This window comes from Caulobacter sp. CCUG 60055 (genome assembly GCF_022750545.1).
Taxonomy (GTDB): domain Bacteria; phylum Pseudomonadota; class Alphaproteobacteria; order Caulobacterales; family Caulobacteraceae; genus PUIC01.
On record NZ_PUIC01000005.1, the window covers coordinates 217,098 to 235,735 of the forward strand.

The following is an 18,638-nucleotide window of genomic DNA, read 5'->3' on the forward strand; positions in this document are numbered from 1 at the left end:
TCCTGCGTTTTTCGCTTGCCGGTCGAAGGCGGGCGCGCCATCTCGACCGAAACCGTCGCGCCTTCTAGCGGCGCGGCGCGCACGCCGCAATGCACTGGCGGAGGATTTATGAGCGCGCATGCGCAAGGCTTCAGCGTCGATCCGGCGGAAGTCGAACGATTTTCCCGCATCGCCGCCGAATGGTGGGACCCGAGGGGCAAGTTTGCCCCCTTGCACAGGTTCAATCCTGTGCGGCTGGGCTTCATCCGCGACCAGGTGCTGGGCCATTTCGGCGGCGACGGCCGCGCCCGCGCGCCGTTCGCGGGCCTGAGGCTGCTGGATATCGGCTGCGGCGGCGGCCTCCTGTGCGAACCGATGCGGCGGCTGGGCTTCGACGTCACCGGCGTCGACGCCTCGGAGCGCAATATCGGCACGGCCTCGACCCACGCCGCCGAGCAGGGCCTCGACATCCGCTACCTGTGCTCGACCGCCGAGACCCTGCTGGCCGAGGGCGAGGGCCCGTTCGACGTCGTGCTGAACATGGAGGTGATCGAGCACGTCGCCGATCCAGGCGAGTATCTACGCACCACCGCGCGCCTGCTGAAGCCCGGCGGCCTGATGATCGTCGCCACCCTGAACCGTACGCTCAAGGCCCTGGCCCTGGCCAAGATCGGCGCCGAATACGTGCTGCGCTGGGTGCCGGCCGGCACCCACGACTGGAACAAGTTCCTGCGGCCCGAGGAACTGCGCGCCTTCCTGGCCGGCGAACCGGTGACGGTGGAAGGCCCGTTCGGCGTCGCCTACGATCCGCTGACCGGGAAATGGTCGCAATCGGGCGATAGCGACGTGAACTACATGATGACCGTCGCCCGCCCCGCCGCCTGATGCGCGCGCCGACCGCCGCTCCCGGCGCGCCCCCGTGCGTAAACACGACGACTTCTGGATGCTGGATAAAGGCTGCGCCGGTTCGATAATGCGTCAATCTGAGGGTTTCACGCGGCGCGGACTGGGCGTCCTGGCCGGAGGCGGTCTGATGAGCATGTTGGCGGGCGCGGCCCACGCGCAGGCGGGGCTGGCCGAAGCGGCGGATGCGGTCATCGACCCGTGGCTGGCCCAGCATCGCTCGCCATGCGCCATGCTGGGCGTGGTCAAGGCGGGCCAGACCGTGCTGATCCGGCCCTATGGCCGCCGCAGCCCCGACAGCCCCGCCCCGCCCGACGCCGACACCATCTTCTGCGTGGCCTCGATCACCAAGCCGATGACGGCGATGGGCGTGCTGATGTTGGTCGACGACCGCAAGCTGGAGCTGGATTCGCCGGCCCGGCGGTGGCTGCCCGAACTGCCGCCGGCCTGGGCGGCGATCACCGTGCGCCAGTTCCTGTGCCACGCCAGCGGCGTGCCGGCGCACGACCGGCTGATGCAGCACGATTATCACGAAGCCCTGTCGGCCGCCGCCGTGCAGCCCCTGCAGTTCGAGCCGGGAACGCGGATCGAGTACAACAACTTCAACTACGTCGTCGCCGGCAAGCTGATCGAGGCGGCCTCGGGCCTGCCCTATCCCCGGTTCATGCAGGAGCGGCTGTTCAACCCGCTCGACATGACCCGCACGCGGGTCGGCGCCGAGCCGCGCCTCGCCAACGAGACCGCCGGCTTTTTCGAGACGCCGCAGGGTCTGGTTCCAGCCCCCCTCGCCCACCCGGCCGGCCCGCACTACGACGCCGGCGGGCGGATCATGTCCTGCCTGACGGACCTCTTGAAGCTGCACCGCGGTCTCGACCAGCGGCGGCTGCTCAGCCCGCGCAGCTGGGAGGCGCTGGTCGCGCCCTATGGTCCCGGCCTCAACGGCTCCTGCGGGTTCTTCACCAAGACGGCGGGCGGCCTGCCGGTCGCCGACAAGACCGGCCGCGCCGCCGGCTTCTCCACCGACTTCGAGTTCAACCCCCGCGGCGACGCCATCATCCTGATGTGGTCGAGCCTGGCCCCGGCCGAGCTCGACAATTCCGGCGCGGTGCGCGACCGGCTGCGCTGGCGCCTGCTGGGCGTGGCCGACGGCGTGGCCATCGCCGACGCCTCGTCCGCCGACCAGATCCAGGGCTGGCGTCAGGCGGCGACCGACCCGCCGCCCGCCCGCCCCGGCGGGCGCTGAGCGAACGGCGTTCGGTCGCCTGGCGGACCGGCGCGCCGCCTGATACAACCCTCGCGTGGATGCGGCCCGCGACCGGCGGCGCACTACCAGATGGTCAAGTTCGAGAAGACGCCGTTCATGGTCTTCCTGGGCGCGACCCACGTGTTCACCAACGCCTTCCACACCCTCAGGAGCGGGGGCGCGGTGACCATCGTCACCGGCGGCGGCGGCCTGGGCCATGGCGTCGAGCACGCCATCCGCAACGGCCTGACCCTGGCCGGCTTCACCAACGTCACCCTGATCAACGAGGACGGAACCGGCGTCGGCGTGGTCGCCGCCGCCACCAAGCCCTGAGACGTCGCGACAGCTTGACAGATATCTGAACGATGCTCAGATTGATCGAGCATCGGCCCCTTCTCAGGATACGACCATGAAAAGCGTCGTCGTCACGGGCGCCTCGACGGGCATAGGCTACGCCTGCGTCGAGACGCTGACCGCCAGCGGCTTCCACGTCTTCGGCGGCGTGCGCCGACGCGAGGACGCCGACCGGCTGGCCCAGGCCTTCGGCGACCGCTTCACCCCGCTGATCTTCGACGTCACCGACGAGGCGGCCGTCGCGAAGGCCGCCGACCAGACGCGCGAGGCCCTGGCCGGCGAGACGCTGGGCGGGCTGGTCAACAACGCCGGCGTGGCGGTGGCCGGGCCGCTGCTGCACCTGCCGGTCGCCGAGTTCCGACGGCAGATCGAGATCAACCTGATCGGCGTCATGGTCGTGACCCAGGCCTTCGCCCCGCTGGCGGGTGCCCGGCCGGACGCCAAGGGGCCGCCGGGGCGGATCGTCAACATCTCGTCGGTCGGCGGGCGCAACGCCATGCCGTTCCTGGGTCCGTACAACGCTTCGAAGTTCGGGCTGGAGGGGTTCTCGGAGAGCCTCCGCCGCGAGCTGCTGATCTTCGGCGTCGACGTGGTGGTGGTCGCGCCGGGCGCGGTGGCCACCCCCATCTGGGACAAGGCCGAGCAGGTCGACGTCACGCCCTATCAGGCCACCGCCTTCGCGCCGGCGCTGGGCCGCATCCGCGACTACATGGTCAGCGCCGGAGCCAAGGGGCTGAAGCCCGCCGTCATCGGGCGGACGGTGCTGGAGGCGCTGACGGCGGCCAAGCCCCGCGTGCGCTACACCGTCGCGCCCGATCCTTTCCAAGTGCTGCTGACGCAGATCCTGCCTAAGCGGACCCTCGACCGCGCCGTCGGCCGCCGGCTGGGCCTGACGCCGCAGGCGCGCGGCGCCGGCTAGTTGACCTCGGTCTTCTTCGGCGGCGCGGGCGGCATGGGCGCGACGCCGATGCCGTCGGCCAAAAGGTCGCGGACCTCGGCCGGGCTCGCCTCGCCGTAGATGCCGCGGTCCTCCGACCGGCCTTCGTGGATGGCGCGGGCCTCGCTGGCGAAGGCGTCGCCGACGTCGTCGAAATTGTCCTCGACGTGCCGCCGCAGCCTGCCCATCGCCTCCATCATCACCTGACGCTGCGGGGCGGCCATGTCGACGTCGCCGCCGCGCCGAGCCTTGGTTCCGGTCACGGCGGGGGCCATGATCTGCTTGCGCACGGCCTTGGAGCCGCAGACCGGGCATTCAAGAAGGCCCCGGCCGGCCTGGTCGTCGTAGTCCGCCGACGAGCCGAACCAGCCTTCGAAGGCGTGGTCGTGCTCGCAGGCCAGGGCGTAGCGGATCATGCGCCCGCCGCCGGAGAGGAGAAGACCCTGTCGTTGCGCAGGGCGGGAATGGCGGCGCGGGCGCGGGCCACCTCGTCGAGGTCGAGTTCGGCGGCGACCACGCCCGGCTCGTCGTCTTCGGCCCGGGCGATCACCTCGCCCCACGGATTGACGATCAGGGACCGCCCCCAGGTGCCGCGCCCGTCCTCGTGCTGGCCGCCCTGGGCCGGCGCCAACACGAAGGCCCCGGTCTCGATGGCGCGGGCCCGCAGCAGGACCTCCCAATGGGCCTCGCCGGTGGGGCGGGTGAAGGCGGCCGGGACGGCCAGCATCTCGGCGCCCGCCTTGGCGAGGTCGCGGTAGAGATGGGGAAAGCGCACGTCGTAGCAGATGCTGAAGCCCAGGCGGCCGAAGGGCGCCTCGAACAGGCGGGCGGCCTCGCCCGGCGCATAGGCTTCCGATTCCCGATGGCGCTCGCCGGTGGGCAGGTCGACGTCGAACATGTGGATCTTGTCGTAGGTCGCGACCGTCTCCCCGGCCGGCGAGACCAGCATGGCGCGGTTCGCCGCCCCGCCGTCGGCGCGGCGCACCAGGGCCGACCCGATCAGCAGCCAGATCCCCAGCTCGGCCGCCAGGGCCGCGAGGCCGCGCACGGCCGGGTCGTCCTGCGGCGCGTGCAGGGCGGCGAACAGCCGGGCCCGGTCGCGCTGGAGGATGTTGCTGCCCTCGGGCGTCAGCACGAACTGGGCGCCGTCGGCCGCCGCCTGGCGCACCAGGGGTTCGATCTGCGCCAGCGCAGCCGCCTGCGAGGCGGGAGTGCGGGTCTGGACGAGGGCTGCACGAACCTTGCGCATCGGCGCAAGCTCCTTTCCGGAATCAGACATGGGACCGAGGGCCGGCCGACTTAAGAGGACAGCGGCGTTTGGTCACGCGGCGAGCAACGTGTCCAGCTCGCCGGCCTGCTCCAGCGCCATCATGTCGTCGCAGCCGCCGATATGGCGCTCGCCGACGAAGATCTGCGGGAAGGTCGAACGGCCCGAACGCTCCATCATCTCCTTGCGCATGGCCGGGTCCATGCCCGCATCGATCTCGGTGAAATCGGCGGCCTTGGCCTGGAGCAGATTGAGCGCGCGCGAGCAGTAGGGGCAGAACGCACGCGTGTAGATGGTGACGTGGGCCATGGGGTCTCCGAAGGTCAGGCGGCCGCGAACGCAGTCATATAGTCGTTGCTTCAACCTCTTTAACCCGAGCCACCACCGCAAGATCAACCGCCGCCGCGCCGGCGGCCTTGAGCGCGCGGGCGCAGGCCTCGGCCGTGGCGCCGGTGGTCAGCACGTCGTCGACCAGCAGAACGCGGGCGCCGGCGAGCCTGGCCTTGCACCGCTCGGGCACGGCGAACGCTCCGGCGACGTTGCGGCGGCGGCCCGTCGCCGACTTGCCGCCCTGGCTCTCGCCGGCGCGGGCGCGGACCAGGAGGCCGGGCTGGTAGGCCGCCCCGGCCCGACGCGCCAGGGGCCGGGCGATCTCGGCCGCCTGATTGTATTTGCGCCGCAGCAGCCGCCGCCAGTGCAGCGGCACGGGCGTCACCATGTCGGCGTCGGCCAGCAGGTCCGAGGCGGCGCGGCCGATCCAGGCGGCGAACAGCCGGGCGAGGTCGGCGCGGTCGCCGTGCTTGAACTGCAAGATCAGGTCGCGCGAGGCGTCGTCGTAGAGACAACTCGCCCGCGCGCGGTCGAAGGCCCGCGGCCGGGTCAGGCACACGGCGCAGCGCACCGGCCCCAGGTCGTAGGCGTAGGGCGCGCCGCAGCCGTCGCAGACGGGACGGTCGAGGAAGCTGATCCTCGACCAGGCCTCGCCCGATAGGCCGCTCGACGCCGCGACGCCGCCCCCGTCGAGCAGCATCGGCGGAAAAATCAGGTCGAGCGCGCCCCGCAACGCCGCTTTGGCGTAAGGCCCCGGTTTCCAGACCGCGCTCCAGTCGCCATGTTGCAGCCCCATGACCGCTCCGCCCCGCCTGTTCGACCGCACCTTGCACCGCCGTCGCCTCGACCGCGCGGCCAGCCGCTTCGCGGCCGCCGATTTCCTGAAAGCGCGTGCGGCCGGCGACGCCGTCGAGCGCCTGGAGGCCATCCTGCGCGAGTTCCCGCTATGCGTCGACCTTGGCGCGCGGAACGGCGCCTTCGCGCGGGCCCTGGCCGACAGCGACGCCCGCGCCCGCATCGGCGCGGTGATCGAGACCGACCTGTCGGGGGCGATGCTGGCCGGCCGGCCGGGCGCGATGCGCGTCCAACTCGACGAGGAACGCCTGCCCTTCGCCCCGGCCAGCCTGGACCTCGTGGTCTCGACCCTGGCGCTGCACTGGGCCAACGACCTGCCGGGCGCGATGATCCAGATTCGCCGCGCCCTGAAGCCCGACGGCCTGTTCATCGGCGCGGTGTTCGGCGGCGAGACCCTGACCGAGCTGCGCCGCGCCCTGATGGAGGCCGAGGCCGAGCTGTCGGACGGGGCGGGCCTGCGCGTCGCCCCCTTCGCCGACGCCTATGACGCGGCCGGCCTGTTGCAGCGCGCCGGCTTCGCCCTGCCGGTGGCCGACCTCGACCGGGTCACCGTGCGCTATTCGCATCCGCTGCGGCTGATCGCCGACCTGCGGGCCATGGGCGAGACCAGCGCCCTGGCCGAACGGGCCGGCCCGCTGTCGCGGCCGGTGCTGGCGCGGGCGTGCGAAATCTATCAGGCGCGCTTCGCCGGCGACGACGGCAAGGTTCCCGCCACTTTCGACATCCTGACGCTCACCGGCTGGTCGCCGCACGACAGCCAGCAAAAGCCGTTGAAGCCCGGCTCGGCGAAGGTGTCCCTGGCCGAGGCGCTCAAGCCCAAGGAACGCTAGGAAGCGGTCGAGGACGCCGTGTTGAACGTGGCCGCGATGTTTTCGAACATCGTCTTGGCGCTGCCGGAGAACAGACCCAGCGTCACCAGGACCACCAGGCAAGTGCAGGCGATGATCATGCCGTATTCCACCGCCGTCGCGCCCCGCTCATCACGCAGAAACGCCGCTACGCTCAGATGAAGTCGCGCAGCCAGGCCACCAGGGGCGCATCGGCCGGCGGCATCGGATACTCCGAAAGCTGGTTCGGTCTCACCCATGCGATCGCCTCGTGCTCGCGCGCCCGGACCGTGCCGTTCCAGCGCCTGCACAGATAGAGTGGCATGAGCAGGTGAAACGAATCGTAACCGTGGCTGGCGAAGACGAACGGCGCCAGGCAGGCGTGCGACACGCCGATGTCCAGTTCTTCCTTCAGTTCGCGGATCAGCGCGTCTTCCGGGGTCTCGCCGGGCTCGACCTTGCCGCCGGGAAACTCCCACAGGCCGGCCAGCTGCTTGCCCGGCGGCCGCTGACAGATCAACACGCGGCCGTCGGCGTCGACCAGGGCGGCGGCGACGACGAGGACGGTCGGCTTGGGGCTGGCGATCTCGGTCAGGAGCGGTAGTCCCCATTGATCTCGACGTAGCGCTTGGTCAGGTCGCAGGTCCACACCGTGGCGCTGGCCTGGCCGACCCCGACGTCGACGCTGACCTCCAGCTCGGCGTTCTTCATGTAGGCGCTCATCGCGGCCTCGTCATAGGTCGCCGACACCGCGCCGTCCTGCGCGGCGACCAGCGGGCCGAACCGCACGTTCATCCGGTCGCGGTCGACGGGCTCGTCGGCGCGGCCGACGGCCATGACGATGCGGCCCCAGTTGGCGTCCTCGCCGGCGAAGGCGGTCTTGACCAGCGGGCTCTCGGCGATGGTGCGGGCGATCTTCAGCGCCGAGTCCTCGGAGGCGGCCTGGTTGACGGTGATCTTGACGAACTTGGTCGCTCCCTCGCCGTCGCGGACCAACTGGTGGGCGAGATCGAGCATCACCGCCGCCAGCTTGTCGCTGAAATCCGCCAGGCGCGGGTCGTCGGCCGCCTCGATGCGCGGCGCGCCCGACCGGCCGGTGGCGAACAGCAGGCAGGTGTCGTTGGTCGACCGGTCGCCGTCGACGGTGACGACGTTGAAGGTGGTCCGCACGTGCTTCGAGACCAGGGCCTGCAGCGCCGCCGGCGCGATGGCGGCGTCGGTGGCGACGAAGGCCAGCATGGTCGCCATGTTCGGCGCGATCATGCCCGAACCCTTGCAGACGCCGGCGATCCGCACTTCGACGCCGCCGATCTCGGCGGCGGCGAACGCCCCCTTGGGAAAGGTGTCGGTGGTCATGATCGCCCGCCCGGCCGCCGGCCAGGCGTCGGCGGTCAGGTTCTCGGCGATCCCCGGCAGCGTGGCGGTGATCTTGGCGTCGTCCAGCACCACGCCGATGACGCCGGTGGAGGCCAGCATCACCTCGTGCGGGGCGCAGCCGAGCTGGGCGGCCGCGCTTTCGGCCACCCGCGCCGCGGCGGCGGCCCCGGCCGCGCCGGTGAAGGAATTGGCGCAGCCGGCGTTGACCACCAGGGCGCGCACGCTGTCGCCGCCGGTCCGGGCCAGGGTCTCCTTGCACCAGTCGACGGGGGCCGAACCGACGCCATGGCGAGTGAAGACGCCGGCGCAGGTCGCGCCCTCGGCGAAGCGCATCAGGAGAACGTCGGGCCGGTCATGCTTGTAGAATCCGGCGCGCCCGATGGCGATCTCGACGCCGCCGACGGGCGCGAGCGCGGGAAACGGCACGGCCAGGGGCGAAATCTGCAGACCGGGCTTGCCGGCGACGGGGGCTTGCGAACTCATGGTCACTTCTTTGCAGGCGGCGGCGCGGGTTTGGCGGCGGCGGGAGGCTGCACCCCGGGCGCGGCGGCGGGCGGGCGGAGCGCCTGGGCCGGCGCCGAGGCCGGCTCCTGCGGCGCGCCCGGAACATCCTGCGGCGGACCGACCAGCATGTTAATCTTGGCTTGCTTGCGCAGCTTCTCCAGCAGGTCGCGGACCTCGTCATAGGTCAGGAAACGGACGATCTGCGGCCGGGCGGCCTCCAGGGTGATCGGGGCCTCCAGCCGGCGGTCCTCGATCTTGAGCACGGCGAAGCCGCCCTCGACCTTGACCGGCCCGACGATCTCGCCGGGCTTGGCCGTCTTCAGGGCGGCGGCGTAGCCCTCGGGCATGACGTCGGCGGTGAAGTAGCCGAGGTCGCCGCCGTTGAACCGGGTCGCCGAATCGATCGAACGCTCCATGGCCAGGGCGTCGAACGAGGCGCCGCTCTGCAGCAGCTTCCTGACGTTCTGGGCGTCGGCCTCGTTGGCCAGCAGGATCTGGCGGGCGTGGAACTCCTCGGACTGCTTCGAGAGCTTCTGCTGTTCCTGGTACAGGCCGCGGATGGCGTTCTCGTTGACCGCCTTGTCGACCACGCTCTCGACCAGCATGTCGCCGAGGATGCGCTCGCGGGCGGCGGCCAGGCGGCGTTGGGCGGCGGGGTTGGCGTCGATCTTCTGGCGCACCGCCTCGGCGGCCAGCAGCCTCTGGTCGACCACCTCGTCCAGCACCCGGCGGAACAGGTCCGACGAGGCGTCGAGCGGCTCGCCCTCGCTGATCATGCCCTGGGCGACGGCCTCGCGCTTGACGTCCGAGGCCCACACGGTCTGGTCGCCGACCGTCGCCACGGCGACGTCGCCGGCCTCGGGCGGTTTGGGCTCGGGCTTGCGCTGGTTGCAGGCCGCCAGCGCCAGGCCGCAGAGCGCCGCCAGCAGCGCGAGCTTGGCGCCGGATAGGGCATGGCTGGACCTGATGGAGCCCATGCAGCACAAACTCCGAAGGAAACGGGGAAAACCCGTCGCGTTGACAGGCCTTGAGGGGGTGCTTAAGTCTCGCGCGCGTGCAAGTCGAGCGGTTTTTCGGCTGGCTTCAGCGCGCCCCAACGCTCCGATCGTCGAGGCCGTCCAGCCTTTGCGCCGGCTTCATGTTCAATACCCGGAACCAAGACCTTCATGCTCGGCCTCGCCAAAAAGTTTTTCGGCTCCCCCAACGAACGCAAGGTCAAGGCGTTGCGCGCCCGCGTGGGCGAGATCAACGCCCTGGAGCCCAAGGTCCAGGCGCTCAGCGACGCTGAGCTCCGCGCCAAGACCCAGGAATTCAAGGACCGCCTGGCCAAGGGCGAGACGCTGGACGACCTGCTGAACGAGGCCTTCGCCGTCGTGCGCGAGGCGGCCAAGCGCACCCTGGGCCAACGCCATTACGACGTGCAGCTGGTCGGCGGCATGGTGCTGCACCAGGGCGGCATCGCGGAAATGCGCACCGGCGAGGGCAAGACCCTGGTCGGCACCGCGCCCGTCTACCTGAACGCCCTGGAAGGCAAGGGCGTCCATGTCATCACCGTCAACGACTATCTGGCCAGCCGCGACGCCGACTGGATGGGCCAGGTCTATCGCTTCCTCGGCCTCTCGGTCGGCGTGATCGTCAACGGCCTCAGCCAGGGCGAGCGACAAGCGGCCTATCGCTCGGACATCACCTACGGCACCAACAACGAGTTCGGCTTCGACTATCTGCGCGACAACCTGGTCTACAACCCGGCCGAGATGGTCCAGCGCGGCCACAACTTCGTCATCGTCGACGAAGTGGACTCGATCCTGATCGACGAGGCGCGCACGCCCCTGATCATCTCGGGTCCGACCGAGGACCGCTCGGAATTCTATCGGATCATCGACCTCCTGATCAAAGAGCTGATCCAGGACAAGGCGACCTACGATCACGACGAGAAGCAGCGTCAGGTCATCCTGACCGAGTACGGCACCGAAAAGGTCGAGGAGATCCTGGAGGCCGGCGGCCATCTGGTCGAGGACTCGGCGGGCCTGTGGGACCCGGCCAACGTCTCGGTGGTGCACCACGTCAACCAGGCCCTGCGCGCCAACGTGCTCTACACGCGCGACAAGGACTATATCGTCAAGGCCGGCGAGGTGATCCTGATCGACGAGTTCACCGGCCGCATGATGACCGGCCGGCGCCTGTCGGAAGGCCTGCACCAGGCCATCGAGGCCAAGGAAGGCGCCGAGATCCAGCCTGAGAACCAGACCCTGGCCTCGGTGACCATCCAGAACTACTTCCGCCTCTACAAGAAGCTGTCGGGCATGACCGGCACGGCCGCGACCGAGGCGCAGGAGTTCCTCGACATCTACAAGATGGACGTCGCCGAAATCCCGACCAACCGGACGATCCAGCGCGTCGACGAGGACGACGAGGTCTATCGCACCGAGGCCGAGAAGAACCGCGCCATCGTCAAGCAGATCGAGGACTGCTTCGTGCGCGGCCAGCCGATCCTGGTCGGCACCGTCTCGATCGAGAAGTCCGAAGAGCTGTCCGACATCCTCAAGGCCCACGTCTTCGAGGTCGATGGCAAGAAGCGCAAGGGCATCCCGCACCAGGTGCTGAACGCCCGCTATCACGAACAGGAAGCCGGCATCGTCGCCGACGCCGGCGTGCCGGGCTCGGTGACCATCGCCACCAACATGGCCGGCCGCGGCACCGACATCCAGCTCGGCGGGAACGTCGAGATGAAGACGGCCAAGTGGCGGCAGGAGCAGCGCGCGCTGGGCGTCGAGGTGACGCCGGAGATGGCCCTCGCCCACCAGCACGAGGTCGAGGAAGAGATCAAGGACCTCAAGGTCAAGGCGCTGGAGGCCGGCGGCCTCTACGTCCTGGGCACCGAGCGGCACGAAAGCCGCCGCATCGACAACCAGCTGCGCGGCCGGACCGGCCGCCAGGGCGACCCGGGCCGCTCGAAGTTCTTCCTGTCGTGCGAGGACGACCTGCTGCGCATCTTCGCCGGCGAACGGCTGGACGCGATCATGCGCACCTTCGGCGTCCAGGAAGACGAGGCGATCACCCACAAGTGGCTGAACGCCGCCATCGCCAAGGCCCAGACCCGCGTCGAGCAGCGCAACTACGAGATCCGCAAGAACCTGCTCAAGTACGACGACGTCGTGAACGACCAGCGCAAGGCGGTGTTCGAGCAACGCCAGGAGTTCATGGAGGCGACCGATCTGTCCGAGATCGTCGCCGAGATGCGCACCGACACCATCGCCGACCTGGTCGAGCGGCACCTGCCGCCCAAGGCCTACGCCGAGCAGTGGGACGTCGACGGCCTGGCCGAACGGATCGAGTCGATCCTCGGCCTGCAGCTGCCGATCCGTGAATGGGCCTCCGAGGACGGCATCGCCAACGAGGAGATCCAGCGCCGCGTCCAGACCGCCGCCGAGGCCCGGGCGACCGAGCGCGAGGGGATTCTCGGGCCGGAACAGACCCGCCAGGTCGAGAAGAACTTCCTGCTGCAGATGATCGACCTGCAGTGGCGCGAGCACCTGATGCACCTGGACCACCTGCGCAACGTCATCGGCCTGCGCGGCTATGGCCAGCGCGACCCGCTGAACGAATACAAGACCGAGGCCTTCTCGCTGTTCGAGAAGCTGCTGGCCGACCTGCGCCAGAACACCACCCGCTGGCTGATGACCGTCGAGTTCCAGTTCCAGGAGCCCGAGCCCCTGCCGCAGCCGCACGGCGGCCTGGTCGAGGTGCACATGAACCCGCTGACCGGCGAGAACGAGGCCGGCGGCGGCGCCATCCCCGACGGCCTGTCGGCCGAACAGCGCGAAGCCCTGCCGGTCACCGCCCTGCCGGCGGGCTGGGAGCGCACCAGCCGCAACGCCCCCTGCCCCTGCGGCTCGGGCAAGAAGTTCAAGCACTGCCACGGGGCCCTGGTCTAGGCTCCGACCGTTCCAAGGGCGGACGTCGCAGGGCGTCCGCCCTTTCTTCCTTCTATCCGCCCCCGGGGTCGATCTGGGCGGCGGGCGCGTCAGCGCCCGCGCACGCCCAGCCCTCCGATCGCCGCCGCCAGGACCAGCAGCCCGGCCGCGATCCAGGCGGCCGCGTGCAGCCCGGGGACCACCGCCGACGCGTCGCCGGCGACCAGCCCTCCGAACAACGCCACCCCGACCGCGCCCGCCGCCTGCCGCGCGGTGTTCAGCACGCCCGAGGCCACGCCCGCACGGGCCCGTTCGACGCTGGACAGCAACGCCGTGGTCATGGCCGGCACCGCCAGGCCCATGCCGCCCGGAATCAGCGCGAAGCCCGGCAGCATGTCCGCAAGGCCGCTGGACGCGTCCAGCCGGGTCAGCAGGGCGTAGCCGACCGCGCCGATCAGCCCGCCCACGGCGATCACCCGGCGCGGCCCGAACCGGCCCACCGCCCAGCCGCTGATCAGGTTCGAGACGATGAAGGTCGCGGTCAGGGGCAGGAAGGCCAGGCCCGCCTCGGTGGCCGAACGGCCGAGCACGCGCTGCAGGTAGAGGCCGAGCACGAAGATCATGCCGTAATAGGAGAAATTGACCGCGATCCCCACCGCCGTCGCGGCGCTGAAGGTCGGCCGGCGGAACACCTCCAACGGCAGCATGGGATGGCGGCCGCGGGCCTGGACCATCACGAACGCCGCCCCGGCGAGCCCGCCGCCGGCGGCCAGGGCCCAGACCAGCGGCCGGCCCCAGCCCGCCCCGCCGCCCTCGATGACCGCGCCGGTCAGGCCGAGCAGGGCGACCGTCGCCAGGACGGCGCCGGCGACGTCCAGCCGGGGCGCGTCGGTCCGGCCCGGCGCCTCCGGCGCGAACGCCCAGGTCAGGGCCGCGCCTAGGGCGCAGACCGGCAGATTGACCAGGAAGATGCTGCGCCAGCCCAGCCAGCCGATCAGCAGGCCGCCGATCACCGGTCCGGCGGCGATCGACACGCCGCCGGCGGCGGTCCAGACCCCGACGGCCTTGGCCCGGCGGCGAGGATCGTCGCCACAGGCGTGGGCCAGCAGGGCCAGGGACGGCGGCACCAGGAACGCGGCGGCGGCCCCCTGCACGGCGCGCGCGGCGACCAGGGCGACGACGCCGTTCGCCAGCCCGCACGCCGCCGAAGCGGCGGCGAACAGGCCGAACCCGGCCAGAAAGGCCCGCTTGGGCCCGAACCGGTCGCCCAACGCCCCGGCGGTGAGCAGCAGGGCGGCGAACAGCAGGGTGTAGCCGTCGACCACCCATTGCAGCCCGGCGACGCCGCCGCCGAACTCGGCGCCGATGCGCACCAGGGCGACGTTGACGATGGTGACGTCTAGCTGAACCACCACGAAGCCGAAGCTGGCGGCGGCGACGACGAGAGCGAGGGGCGCGGGACGGCGAAGGGCGACGGCGGTCATGCCGGCAGTCTGGCCGCCGCCGCCGCCGGATGCTTCACGAACCGATGAACCGTCCCGACCTCGAACCGGGTTAGGATCGCCATAATCCGGAGTCCGCGCCATGGAAGCCAATATCGCCGCCCCCGCCGCCCTGATCGCCGACCCCACCCGGGCGGCGATGCTTTCGGCCCTGCTCGACGGCCGCGCCCAGCCGGCCGGCGCCCTGGCCTGGGCGGCCAACGTCTCGGCCCAGGCGGCCAGCAATCACCTGGCCAAGCTGACGGCGGGCGGCCTCCTGAAGGTCGAGACCGCCGGCCGCCATCGCTATTATCGGCTGGCGAGCCCGGAAGTGGCCCACGCCGTCGAGGCCCTGGCCTGCCTCGCCCCGCCGATCCGGTCGCTGGACGAGCCGCGCTCGCCCAAGGCCCGCGCCCTGCGCCAGGCCCGCAGCTGCTATGGCCATCTGGCCGGGCGGCTGGGCGTGGCCCTGACCGAGGCGCTGGAGGCCGGCGGGCTGATCGCCCAGCCCGAAGCCGCCGACGACCCCAGACATTTCACGCTCACCGAGGCGGGCCGACGGCGCTTCGCCGAGTTCGGCCTCGACGCCGCCGCCCTTCGCCCACGCCCCGGACTGGCGCGGCGCTGCCTCGACTGGACCGAGCGCCGGCACCATCTGGCCGGCCCGCTGGGGGTCGCCCTGTTCGCCCGCATGGTCGCCTTGGGCTGGATCGAGCCGGCGCGCGGCGGCGGCCGGGCGGTGCGGCTGACCGCCGCCGGCGCCGAGGGACTGCGCGCCCTCGGCCTGGACCCGGCCGGCGCCGGGCTCGCCGTCGCCGCCTAGGACGCGGCGGGCCAGAGCGCGCCCGAGGCGTAGAGCGCCCAGGCGATCGCCACCGGCTGGAACGGCAGCCGCGCCCAGTAGTAGGCGCGGTTGGACGGCAGCCCGTCGACGCTGAGCCCCTGAAGGGCGTTCTTGAGGTTGGCCGGGAAGACGCAGACGAAATAGACCGCCAGGGCCCAGCCCGCCGCCAGCCGGGCGGCCGGCGCCAGCAGGCCGATCCCGCCGGCGATCTCGCAAAGGCCGGTGAACAGCACCACCTCGCGCGGGCGCGGCACGACGTCCGGCATCATCGGCAGGTAGCGCCCCGGCTTGACCAGATGGTCGACGCCGAAGAACAGCAGCGGCAGGCTCATGCCCCAGACCATCGCCGCCCGCACGTCGAGGCCGTGGCCCAGCAGCAGGCCAGCCGCCGCCGCGACGGCGGCGACCACGGCCATCATCGCGAAGAACAGCATCGCCCGCGCCGCCGCGTTCAGGCCGACGGCCGCCAGGCGCCGTGGAAGCCGAACGGCGTCCGGCGCGGCAGCTCGACCACCGCGACCGGGCCGGCCGAGATGTCCTGGGCCTCGTAGACCACGAAGTCGCTGCGGTTCTCGGCGGCCCGCCAGACCACGGCGGTGATCCAGCCGTCGCCCTCGGCCGCGTCGGCCGACCGGGGGGCGAACACCGGCTCGGAGACGCAGTCGCCGCCGTCGAAGCCGGCGACGCTTCGCCGCCCGGTGGCGAAGTCGATGTGGACCAGGGCGTCGGCGCGCACGTCGCCGGGCCGCCGCCGCTGGGCGGCGAACCAGCCGTGGCGGTTGGCGAGGCCGGCGCGGCGCTCGTCGATGCGGGGGAACTCCCCGGCGAGGTCGTCGAGAGGCTCGCTGCGGATGACGTCGGAAGCGCCGGACAGGTCGAAGGTCCACCGCGTCAGGCGCGCCCAGGACGGGGCGCCGGCGCCGCCGTCGGCGTTGGGGAACAATGGCGCGCGGTCGTATTGCATGACGTCGGCGACGATGCGGTCGCCGTCGTCCCAGGCGTTGAGGACATGGAAGACGTAGCAGGCCTCGGTCTCGAACCAGCGGATGGTCGAGACGTCGGCGTCGCGGCGCATGACGCCGACGAAGGCGCCCTTGCCCGGCTCCCAGGCGAAGGGCGGGCCGCCGCGCATGGCCCGCTCCAGGCTGCCGGTCAGCGGCAGGACCGGGAACAGCACATGGTCGCGGGTGACCATGAAGTCGTGGATCATCGAACAGTAGGGCGCCTCGAAGTCCTGGCGGCGGACCAGGCGGCCGGCGGCGTCGGCCACGCCGTAGCTGATCGTCGAGGACAGCGGAACCTCGCCGACCGCATAGGCGAAGAAGACCATTTCGCCGGTCTCGGGATCGATCTTGGGGTGGGCGGTGACCCGGCCGCCGAACGCGTCGCGATAGCCGCGCGATTCCAGGCTGTCGGGGTCCATTTCGAACGGCGCGTGGGCCTCCTCCAGCGCCAGCAGGCGGCCGCCGTGCCAGAGGACGTTGGTGTTGGCCACGCCGCCGTCGAGGCCGATCACCGACGGGTCGCTGCTGCGCGGGTCGCCCCAGCTGCCGAACAGGGCGCGGCCGGCGGCGTGCTCGGCGGTCCATTTCGGCGTGCGGGCGTAGCGGTTGCGATAACGGACGCGGCCGTCCTCCACATGGAAGGCGTGCATCATGCCGTCGCCGACGAACCAGTGATAGCCGCCGTCCCTGGGCGCGAACTGCGGATTGGGGCCGTTGCGGTAGAGCACGCCGGCCAGCCCCGCCGGCAGCTCGCCCCGGACCGGCAGGTCGACGAAATCGTCCTCGCTGCGGATCGGCGCGAAATTGCCGCGCAGATAGGGGCTGTCCTCGACGTCGATCGCGACCTTGGCGTCCATGGCGGGTCTCCTGGCTTCGAGCGGAAGGCACAAAAATGTACTTCGTAAATTTATGTCGTAAAATATAAATTCGGGCAAGGTGGTTGTTCGAATCGGAGGAGACGGTGCCCAGAACGCTGTCCGACAACGACGTCGCGGACTTCCGCGACCGCCTGTGCGAGACCGCCCAGCGTCTTTTCGCCGAGCACGGCCCCGACGCGGTGACCATGCGCCAGCTGGCCGCCGAGCTGGGCGTCAGCCCCATGACCCCCTACCGGTACTTCCGCGACAAGGACGACATCCTGGCGGCGGTGCGCGCCAACGGCTTCGAGCGTTTCGCCGCCGCGCTGGAGGCCGCCTACGACGCCGCCGACGACCTGCGCGACAAGGCCGCCGCCGTGGGCGAGGCCTACGCCCGCTTCGCCTTCGACAACCCCCAGGCCTATCGCCTGATGTTCGACCTGACCCAGCCCAACGAGAACGACTATCCCGAGCTGGTCCGCGCCTCCGCCCGCGCCCGCGCCACCCTGACCCGCCACGTCGAGGCCCTGATCGAGGCCGGCGTGCTCAAGGGCGACCCGGTGCTGTGCGCCCACATCCTGTGGGCGTCGCTGCATGGCGCCATCGTTCTGCAGCTCACCGGCAAGCTCGATCCCGCCATCGACCCCGACCGGTTCCGGCACGCGCTGATGAGCGCCGTCGGCCGCGGGCTCGGCCTGTTCTCGCCCGACAGGCCTTGACCGCCGCCGCGTAAGCCTCGCCACCTTGGCCGAAGACCCGGGAGGATCGTGATGACCGACGCGCCGACGCCGTTCGAGGTCGATTGGCCAAAGGCCGAGGTCGACCGCGTGCTCGATCTGGTCCGCGCCTATCCGTGGCCGCCCGCGCCGGCGGTCGAGGACGGCTGGGGCTACGGCTGCGACGGCGGCTTCCTGCGCTCGCTGTGCGCGCGCTGGACCGACGGCTACGACTGGCGCGCCGCCCAGGCCGACCTCAATCGCCACCCGCAGCACCGCGCGAGGATCGAGGACTTCGACATCCATTTCCTGCACGTGGTCGGCGAGGCGCAGGGCCGCCGGCCGCTGCTGCTGTCGCACGGCTGGCCAGGTTCGCATTACGAGTTCTGGGGCGTGATCGAGCGGCTGGCCTTTCCCTCGCGCTTCGGCGGCCGGGCCGAAGACGCCTTCGATCTGGTCATCCCGTCCCTGCCCGGCTTCGGCTTCTCGTCGAAGCCCGCCCGGCCGGTCGGCCAGAGGCTGACGGCGCGGCTGTTCGGCAAGCTGATGACCGAGACGCTCGGCTACGACCGCTACCTGGCCCAGGGCGGCGACTGGGGGGCGCTGGTCACTTCGTGGCTGGGGATCGACCACGCCGACCATGTGCGCGCCATCCACCTGAACATGATCGGACTGCGCCCCGCCGGCCCGCCGCGCACCGAGGCCGAGATCGCCTGGATCACCCGCTTCGGCGCGATGATGGAGCAGCTCGGCGCCTATTTCCGCCTGCAGGCCTCCAAGCCGCAGTCGCTGGCCTGGCTGGGCGCCGGCAACCCGGTCGGCCAGGCGGCCTGGATCGTCGAGCGTTTCCACGACTGGTCCGACCTGCGCGAGCGGCCGCTGATCGGCGTCTATGAAATGGACCAGCTGATCACCAGCGTCATGATCTATGTGATGAGCGGATCGTTCGCGACCGGCGCCTGGTACTATCGCGGCCTGATCGAGGAGGGCGGCGCGACCCTGGCCGAGGGCCAGCGCTGCGAAACCCCGACCGCCTTCGCCAACTTCCCCGGCGAGCCGTTGTACCAGCCGCCGCCGCGCAGCTGGGCCGACCGGGCCTACAACATCGTCCGCTGGACCGACATGCCGCGCGGCGGCCATTTCGCGGCGATGGAGGCGCCGGACCTCTTCGCCGAGGAGATTCTGGCCTGGGGCCGCGAGGTCGGCTAGGCGGCGCGGCGGAAGGGCTTTCGCCAGCCTTCGCGGA

Annotated in this window: 19 protein-coding genes and 1 pseudogene; 9 read left to right on the plus strand and 11 right to left on the minus strand. The window is 71.2% G+C overall.

The window, feature by feature from the left end; genetic code table 11:
* The first annotated feature begins 108 nt into the window (after positions 1-108).
* From ubiG to C5708_RS09910, 4 genes are all read left to right on the plus strand, one after another.
* Positions 109-864 (plus strand): bifunctional 2-polyprenyl-6-hydroxyphenol methylase/3-demethylubiquinol 3-O-methyltransferase UbiG, encoded by a 756-nt coding sequence (ubiG, locus tag C5708_RS09895; protein WP_242920519.1) that lies wholly within the window; start codon positions 109-111, stop codon positions 862-864.
* 148 nt (positions 865-1,012) lie between these two features.
* Positions 1,013-2,125 carry a serine hydrolase domain-containing protein gene (locus C5708_RS09900; RefSeq protein WP_242920522.1) on the plus strand — a complete coding sequence of 371 codons (1,113 nt, stop codon included), beginning with the start codon at positions 1,013-1,015 and terminating at the stop codon, positions 2,123-2,125.
* A gap of 90 nt (positions 2,126-2,215) precedes the next feature.
* Positions 2,216-2,458 (plus strand): hypothetical protein, encoded by a 243-nt coding sequence (locus tag C5708_RS09905; RefSeq protein ID WP_242920524.1) that lies wholly within the window; start codon positions 2,216-2,218, stop codon positions 2,456-2,458.
* Positions 2,459-2,534: 76 nt separating this feature from the next.
* Complete coding sequence (locus C5708_RS09910) at positions 2,535-3,398, plus strand: SDR family NAD(P)-dependent oxidoreductase (RefSeq protein WP_242920526.1); 864 nt, start codon at positions 2,535-2,537, stop codon at positions 3,396-3,398.
* On the opposite strand, the gene C5708_RS09915 is transcribed toward C5708_RS09910, so the two are convergent.
* The 4 genes from C5708_RS09915 to C5708_RS09930 form a co-directional block, all read right to left on the minus strand.
* Positions 3,395-3,832 (minus strand): DUF1178 family protein, encoded by a 438-nt coding sequence (locus tag C5708_RS09915; RefSeq protein WP_242920528.1) that lies wholly within the window; start codon positions 3,830-3,832, stop codon positions 3,395-3,397. The genes C5708_RS09910 and C5708_RS09915 overlap by 4 nt on opposite strands.
* A complete protein-coding gene (locus C5708_RS09920) occupies positions 3,829-4,665 on the minus strand; it encodes a carbon-nitrogen hydrolase family protein (RefSeq protein ID WP_242920530.1) in 837 nt (278 codons plus the stop codon). Before C5708_RS09920 ends, C5708_RS09915 begins: the two co-directional genes overlap by 4 nt.
* A 72-nt stretch (positions 4,666-4,737) precedes the next feature.
* Complete coding sequence (grxC, locus tag C5708_RS09925; RefSeq protein WP_242920532.1) at positions 4,738-4,992, minus strand: glutaredoxin 3; 255 nt, start codon at positions 4,990-4,992, stop codon at positions 4,738-4,740.
* Positions 4,993-5,026: 34 nt separating this feature from the next.
* The gene (locus tag C5708_RS09930; protein ID WP_242920534.1) at positions 5,027-5,809 is read right to left on the minus strand and encodes a ComF family protein; all 783 of its coding nucleotides are present in this window, start codon (positions 5,807-5,809) and stop codon (positions 5,027-5,029) included.
* Here C5708_RS09930 and C5708_RS09935 point away from each other — a divergent pair.
* On the plus strand, positions 5,808-6,698 hold the full coding sequence (locus C5708_RS09935) for a methyltransferase domain-containing protein (RefSeq protein ID WP_242920536.1): 891 nt from the start codon (positions 5,808-5,810) through the stop codon (positions 6,696-6,698). The two genes, C5708_RS09930 and C5708_RS09935, sit on opposite strands and share 2 nt — an antisense overlap.
* Here the strand turns inward: C5708_RS09935 and C5708_RS19440 are convergent.
* The 4 genes and pseudogenes from C5708_RS19440 to C5708_RS09955 form a co-directional block, all read right to left on the minus strand.
* Positions 6,695-6,955, minus strand: a complete 261-nt coding sequence (locus tag C5708_RS19440) for a Flp family type IVb pilin (protein ID WP_278253871.1) — start codon at positions 6,953-6,955, stop codon at positions 6,695-6,697. The two genes, C5708_RS09935 and C5708_RS19440, sit on opposite strands and share 4 nt — an antisense overlap.
* Positions 6,871-7,281: an 8-oxo-dGTP diphosphatase MutT gene (mutT, locus tag C5708_RS09945; protein ID WP_242921089.1), complete on the minus strand. Its 411-nt coding sequence runs from the start codon at positions 7,279-7,281 to the stop codon at positions 6,871-6,873. Before mutT ends, C5708_RS19440 begins: the two co-directional genes overlap by 85 nt.
* 5 nt (positions 7,282-7,286) lie before the next feature.
* A pseudogene (gene argJ, locus C5708_RS09950) lies at positions 7,287-8,534 on the minus strand (bifunctional glutamate N-acetyltransferase/amino-acid acetyltransferase ArgJ); the annotation flags it as partial.
* 23 nt (positions 8,535-8,557) lie between these two features.
* Positions 8,558-9,553 carry a peptidylprolyl isomerase gene (locus C5708_RS09955; RefSeq protein ID WP_242920540.1) on the minus strand — a complete coding sequence of 332 codons (996 nt, stop codon included), beginning with the start codon at positions 9,551-9,553 and terminating at the stop codon, positions 8,558-8,560.
* Between the two features lie 189 nt (positions 9,554-9,742).
* Here C5708_RS09955 and secA point away from each other — a divergent pair, with 189 nt between their 5' ends.
* On the plus strand, positions 9,743-12,511 hold the full coding sequence (gene secA, locus C5708_RS09960; RefSeq protein ID WP_242920542.1) for a preprotein translocase subunit SecA: 2,769 nt from the start codon (positions 9,743-9,745) through the stop codon (positions 12,509-12,511).
* Between the two features lie 89 nt (positions 12,512-12,600).
* Here secA and C5708_RS09965 read toward each other — a convergent pair whose 3' ends face one another.
* On the minus strand, positions 12,601-13,974 hold the full coding sequence (locus tag C5708_RS09965; protein ID WP_242920544.1) for an MFS transporter: 1,374 nt from the start codon (positions 13,972-13,974) through the stop codon (positions 12,601-12,603).
* 100 nt (positions 13,975-14,074) lie between these two features.
* Here C5708_RS09965 and C5708_RS09970 point away from each other — a divergent pair, with 100 nt between their 5' ends.
* The gene (locus C5708_RS09970; protein ID WP_242920546.1) at positions 14,075-14,794 is read left to right on the plus strand and encodes a winged helix-turn-helix domain-containing protein; all 720 of its coding nucleotides are present in this window, start codon (positions 14,075-14,077) and stop codon (positions 14,792-14,794) included.
* Here C5708_RS09970 and C5708_RS09975 read toward each other — a convergent pair.
* Together C5708_RS09975 and C5708_RS09980 are read right to left on the minus strand one after the other, a co-directional pair.
* Complete coding sequence (locus C5708_RS09975) at positions 14,791-15,249, minus strand: hypothetical protein (RefSeq protein ID WP_242920548.1); 459 nt, start codon at positions 15,247-15,249, stop codon at positions 14,791-14,793. The genes C5708_RS09970 and C5708_RS09975 overlap by 4 nt on opposite strands.
* 17 nt (positions 15,250-15,266) lie before the next feature.
* Positions 15,267-16,676: a carotenoid oxygenase family protein gene (locus C5708_RS09980; protein ID WP_242920550.1), complete on the minus strand. Its 1,410-nt coding sequence runs from the start codon at positions 16,674-16,676 to the stop codon at positions 15,267-15,269.
* A 104-nt stretch (positions 16,677-16,780) separates the two neighbouring features.
* Between C5708_RS09980 and C5708_RS09985 the strand changes: the two genes are divergently transcribed.
* Complete coding sequence (locus C5708_RS09985) at positions 16,781-17,395, plus strand: TetR/AcrR family transcriptional regulator (RefSeq protein WP_242920551.1); 615 nt, start codon at positions 16,781-16,783, stop codon at positions 17,393-17,395.
* Positions 17,396-17,446: 51 nt separating this feature from the next.
* On the plus strand, positions 17,447-18,601 hold the full coding sequence (locus tag C5708_RS09990; protein WP_242920553.1) for an epoxide hydrolase family protein: 1,155 nt from the start codon (positions 17,447-17,449) through the stop codon (positions 18,599-18,601).
* Positions 18,602-18,638 lie beyond the last annotated feature (37 nt).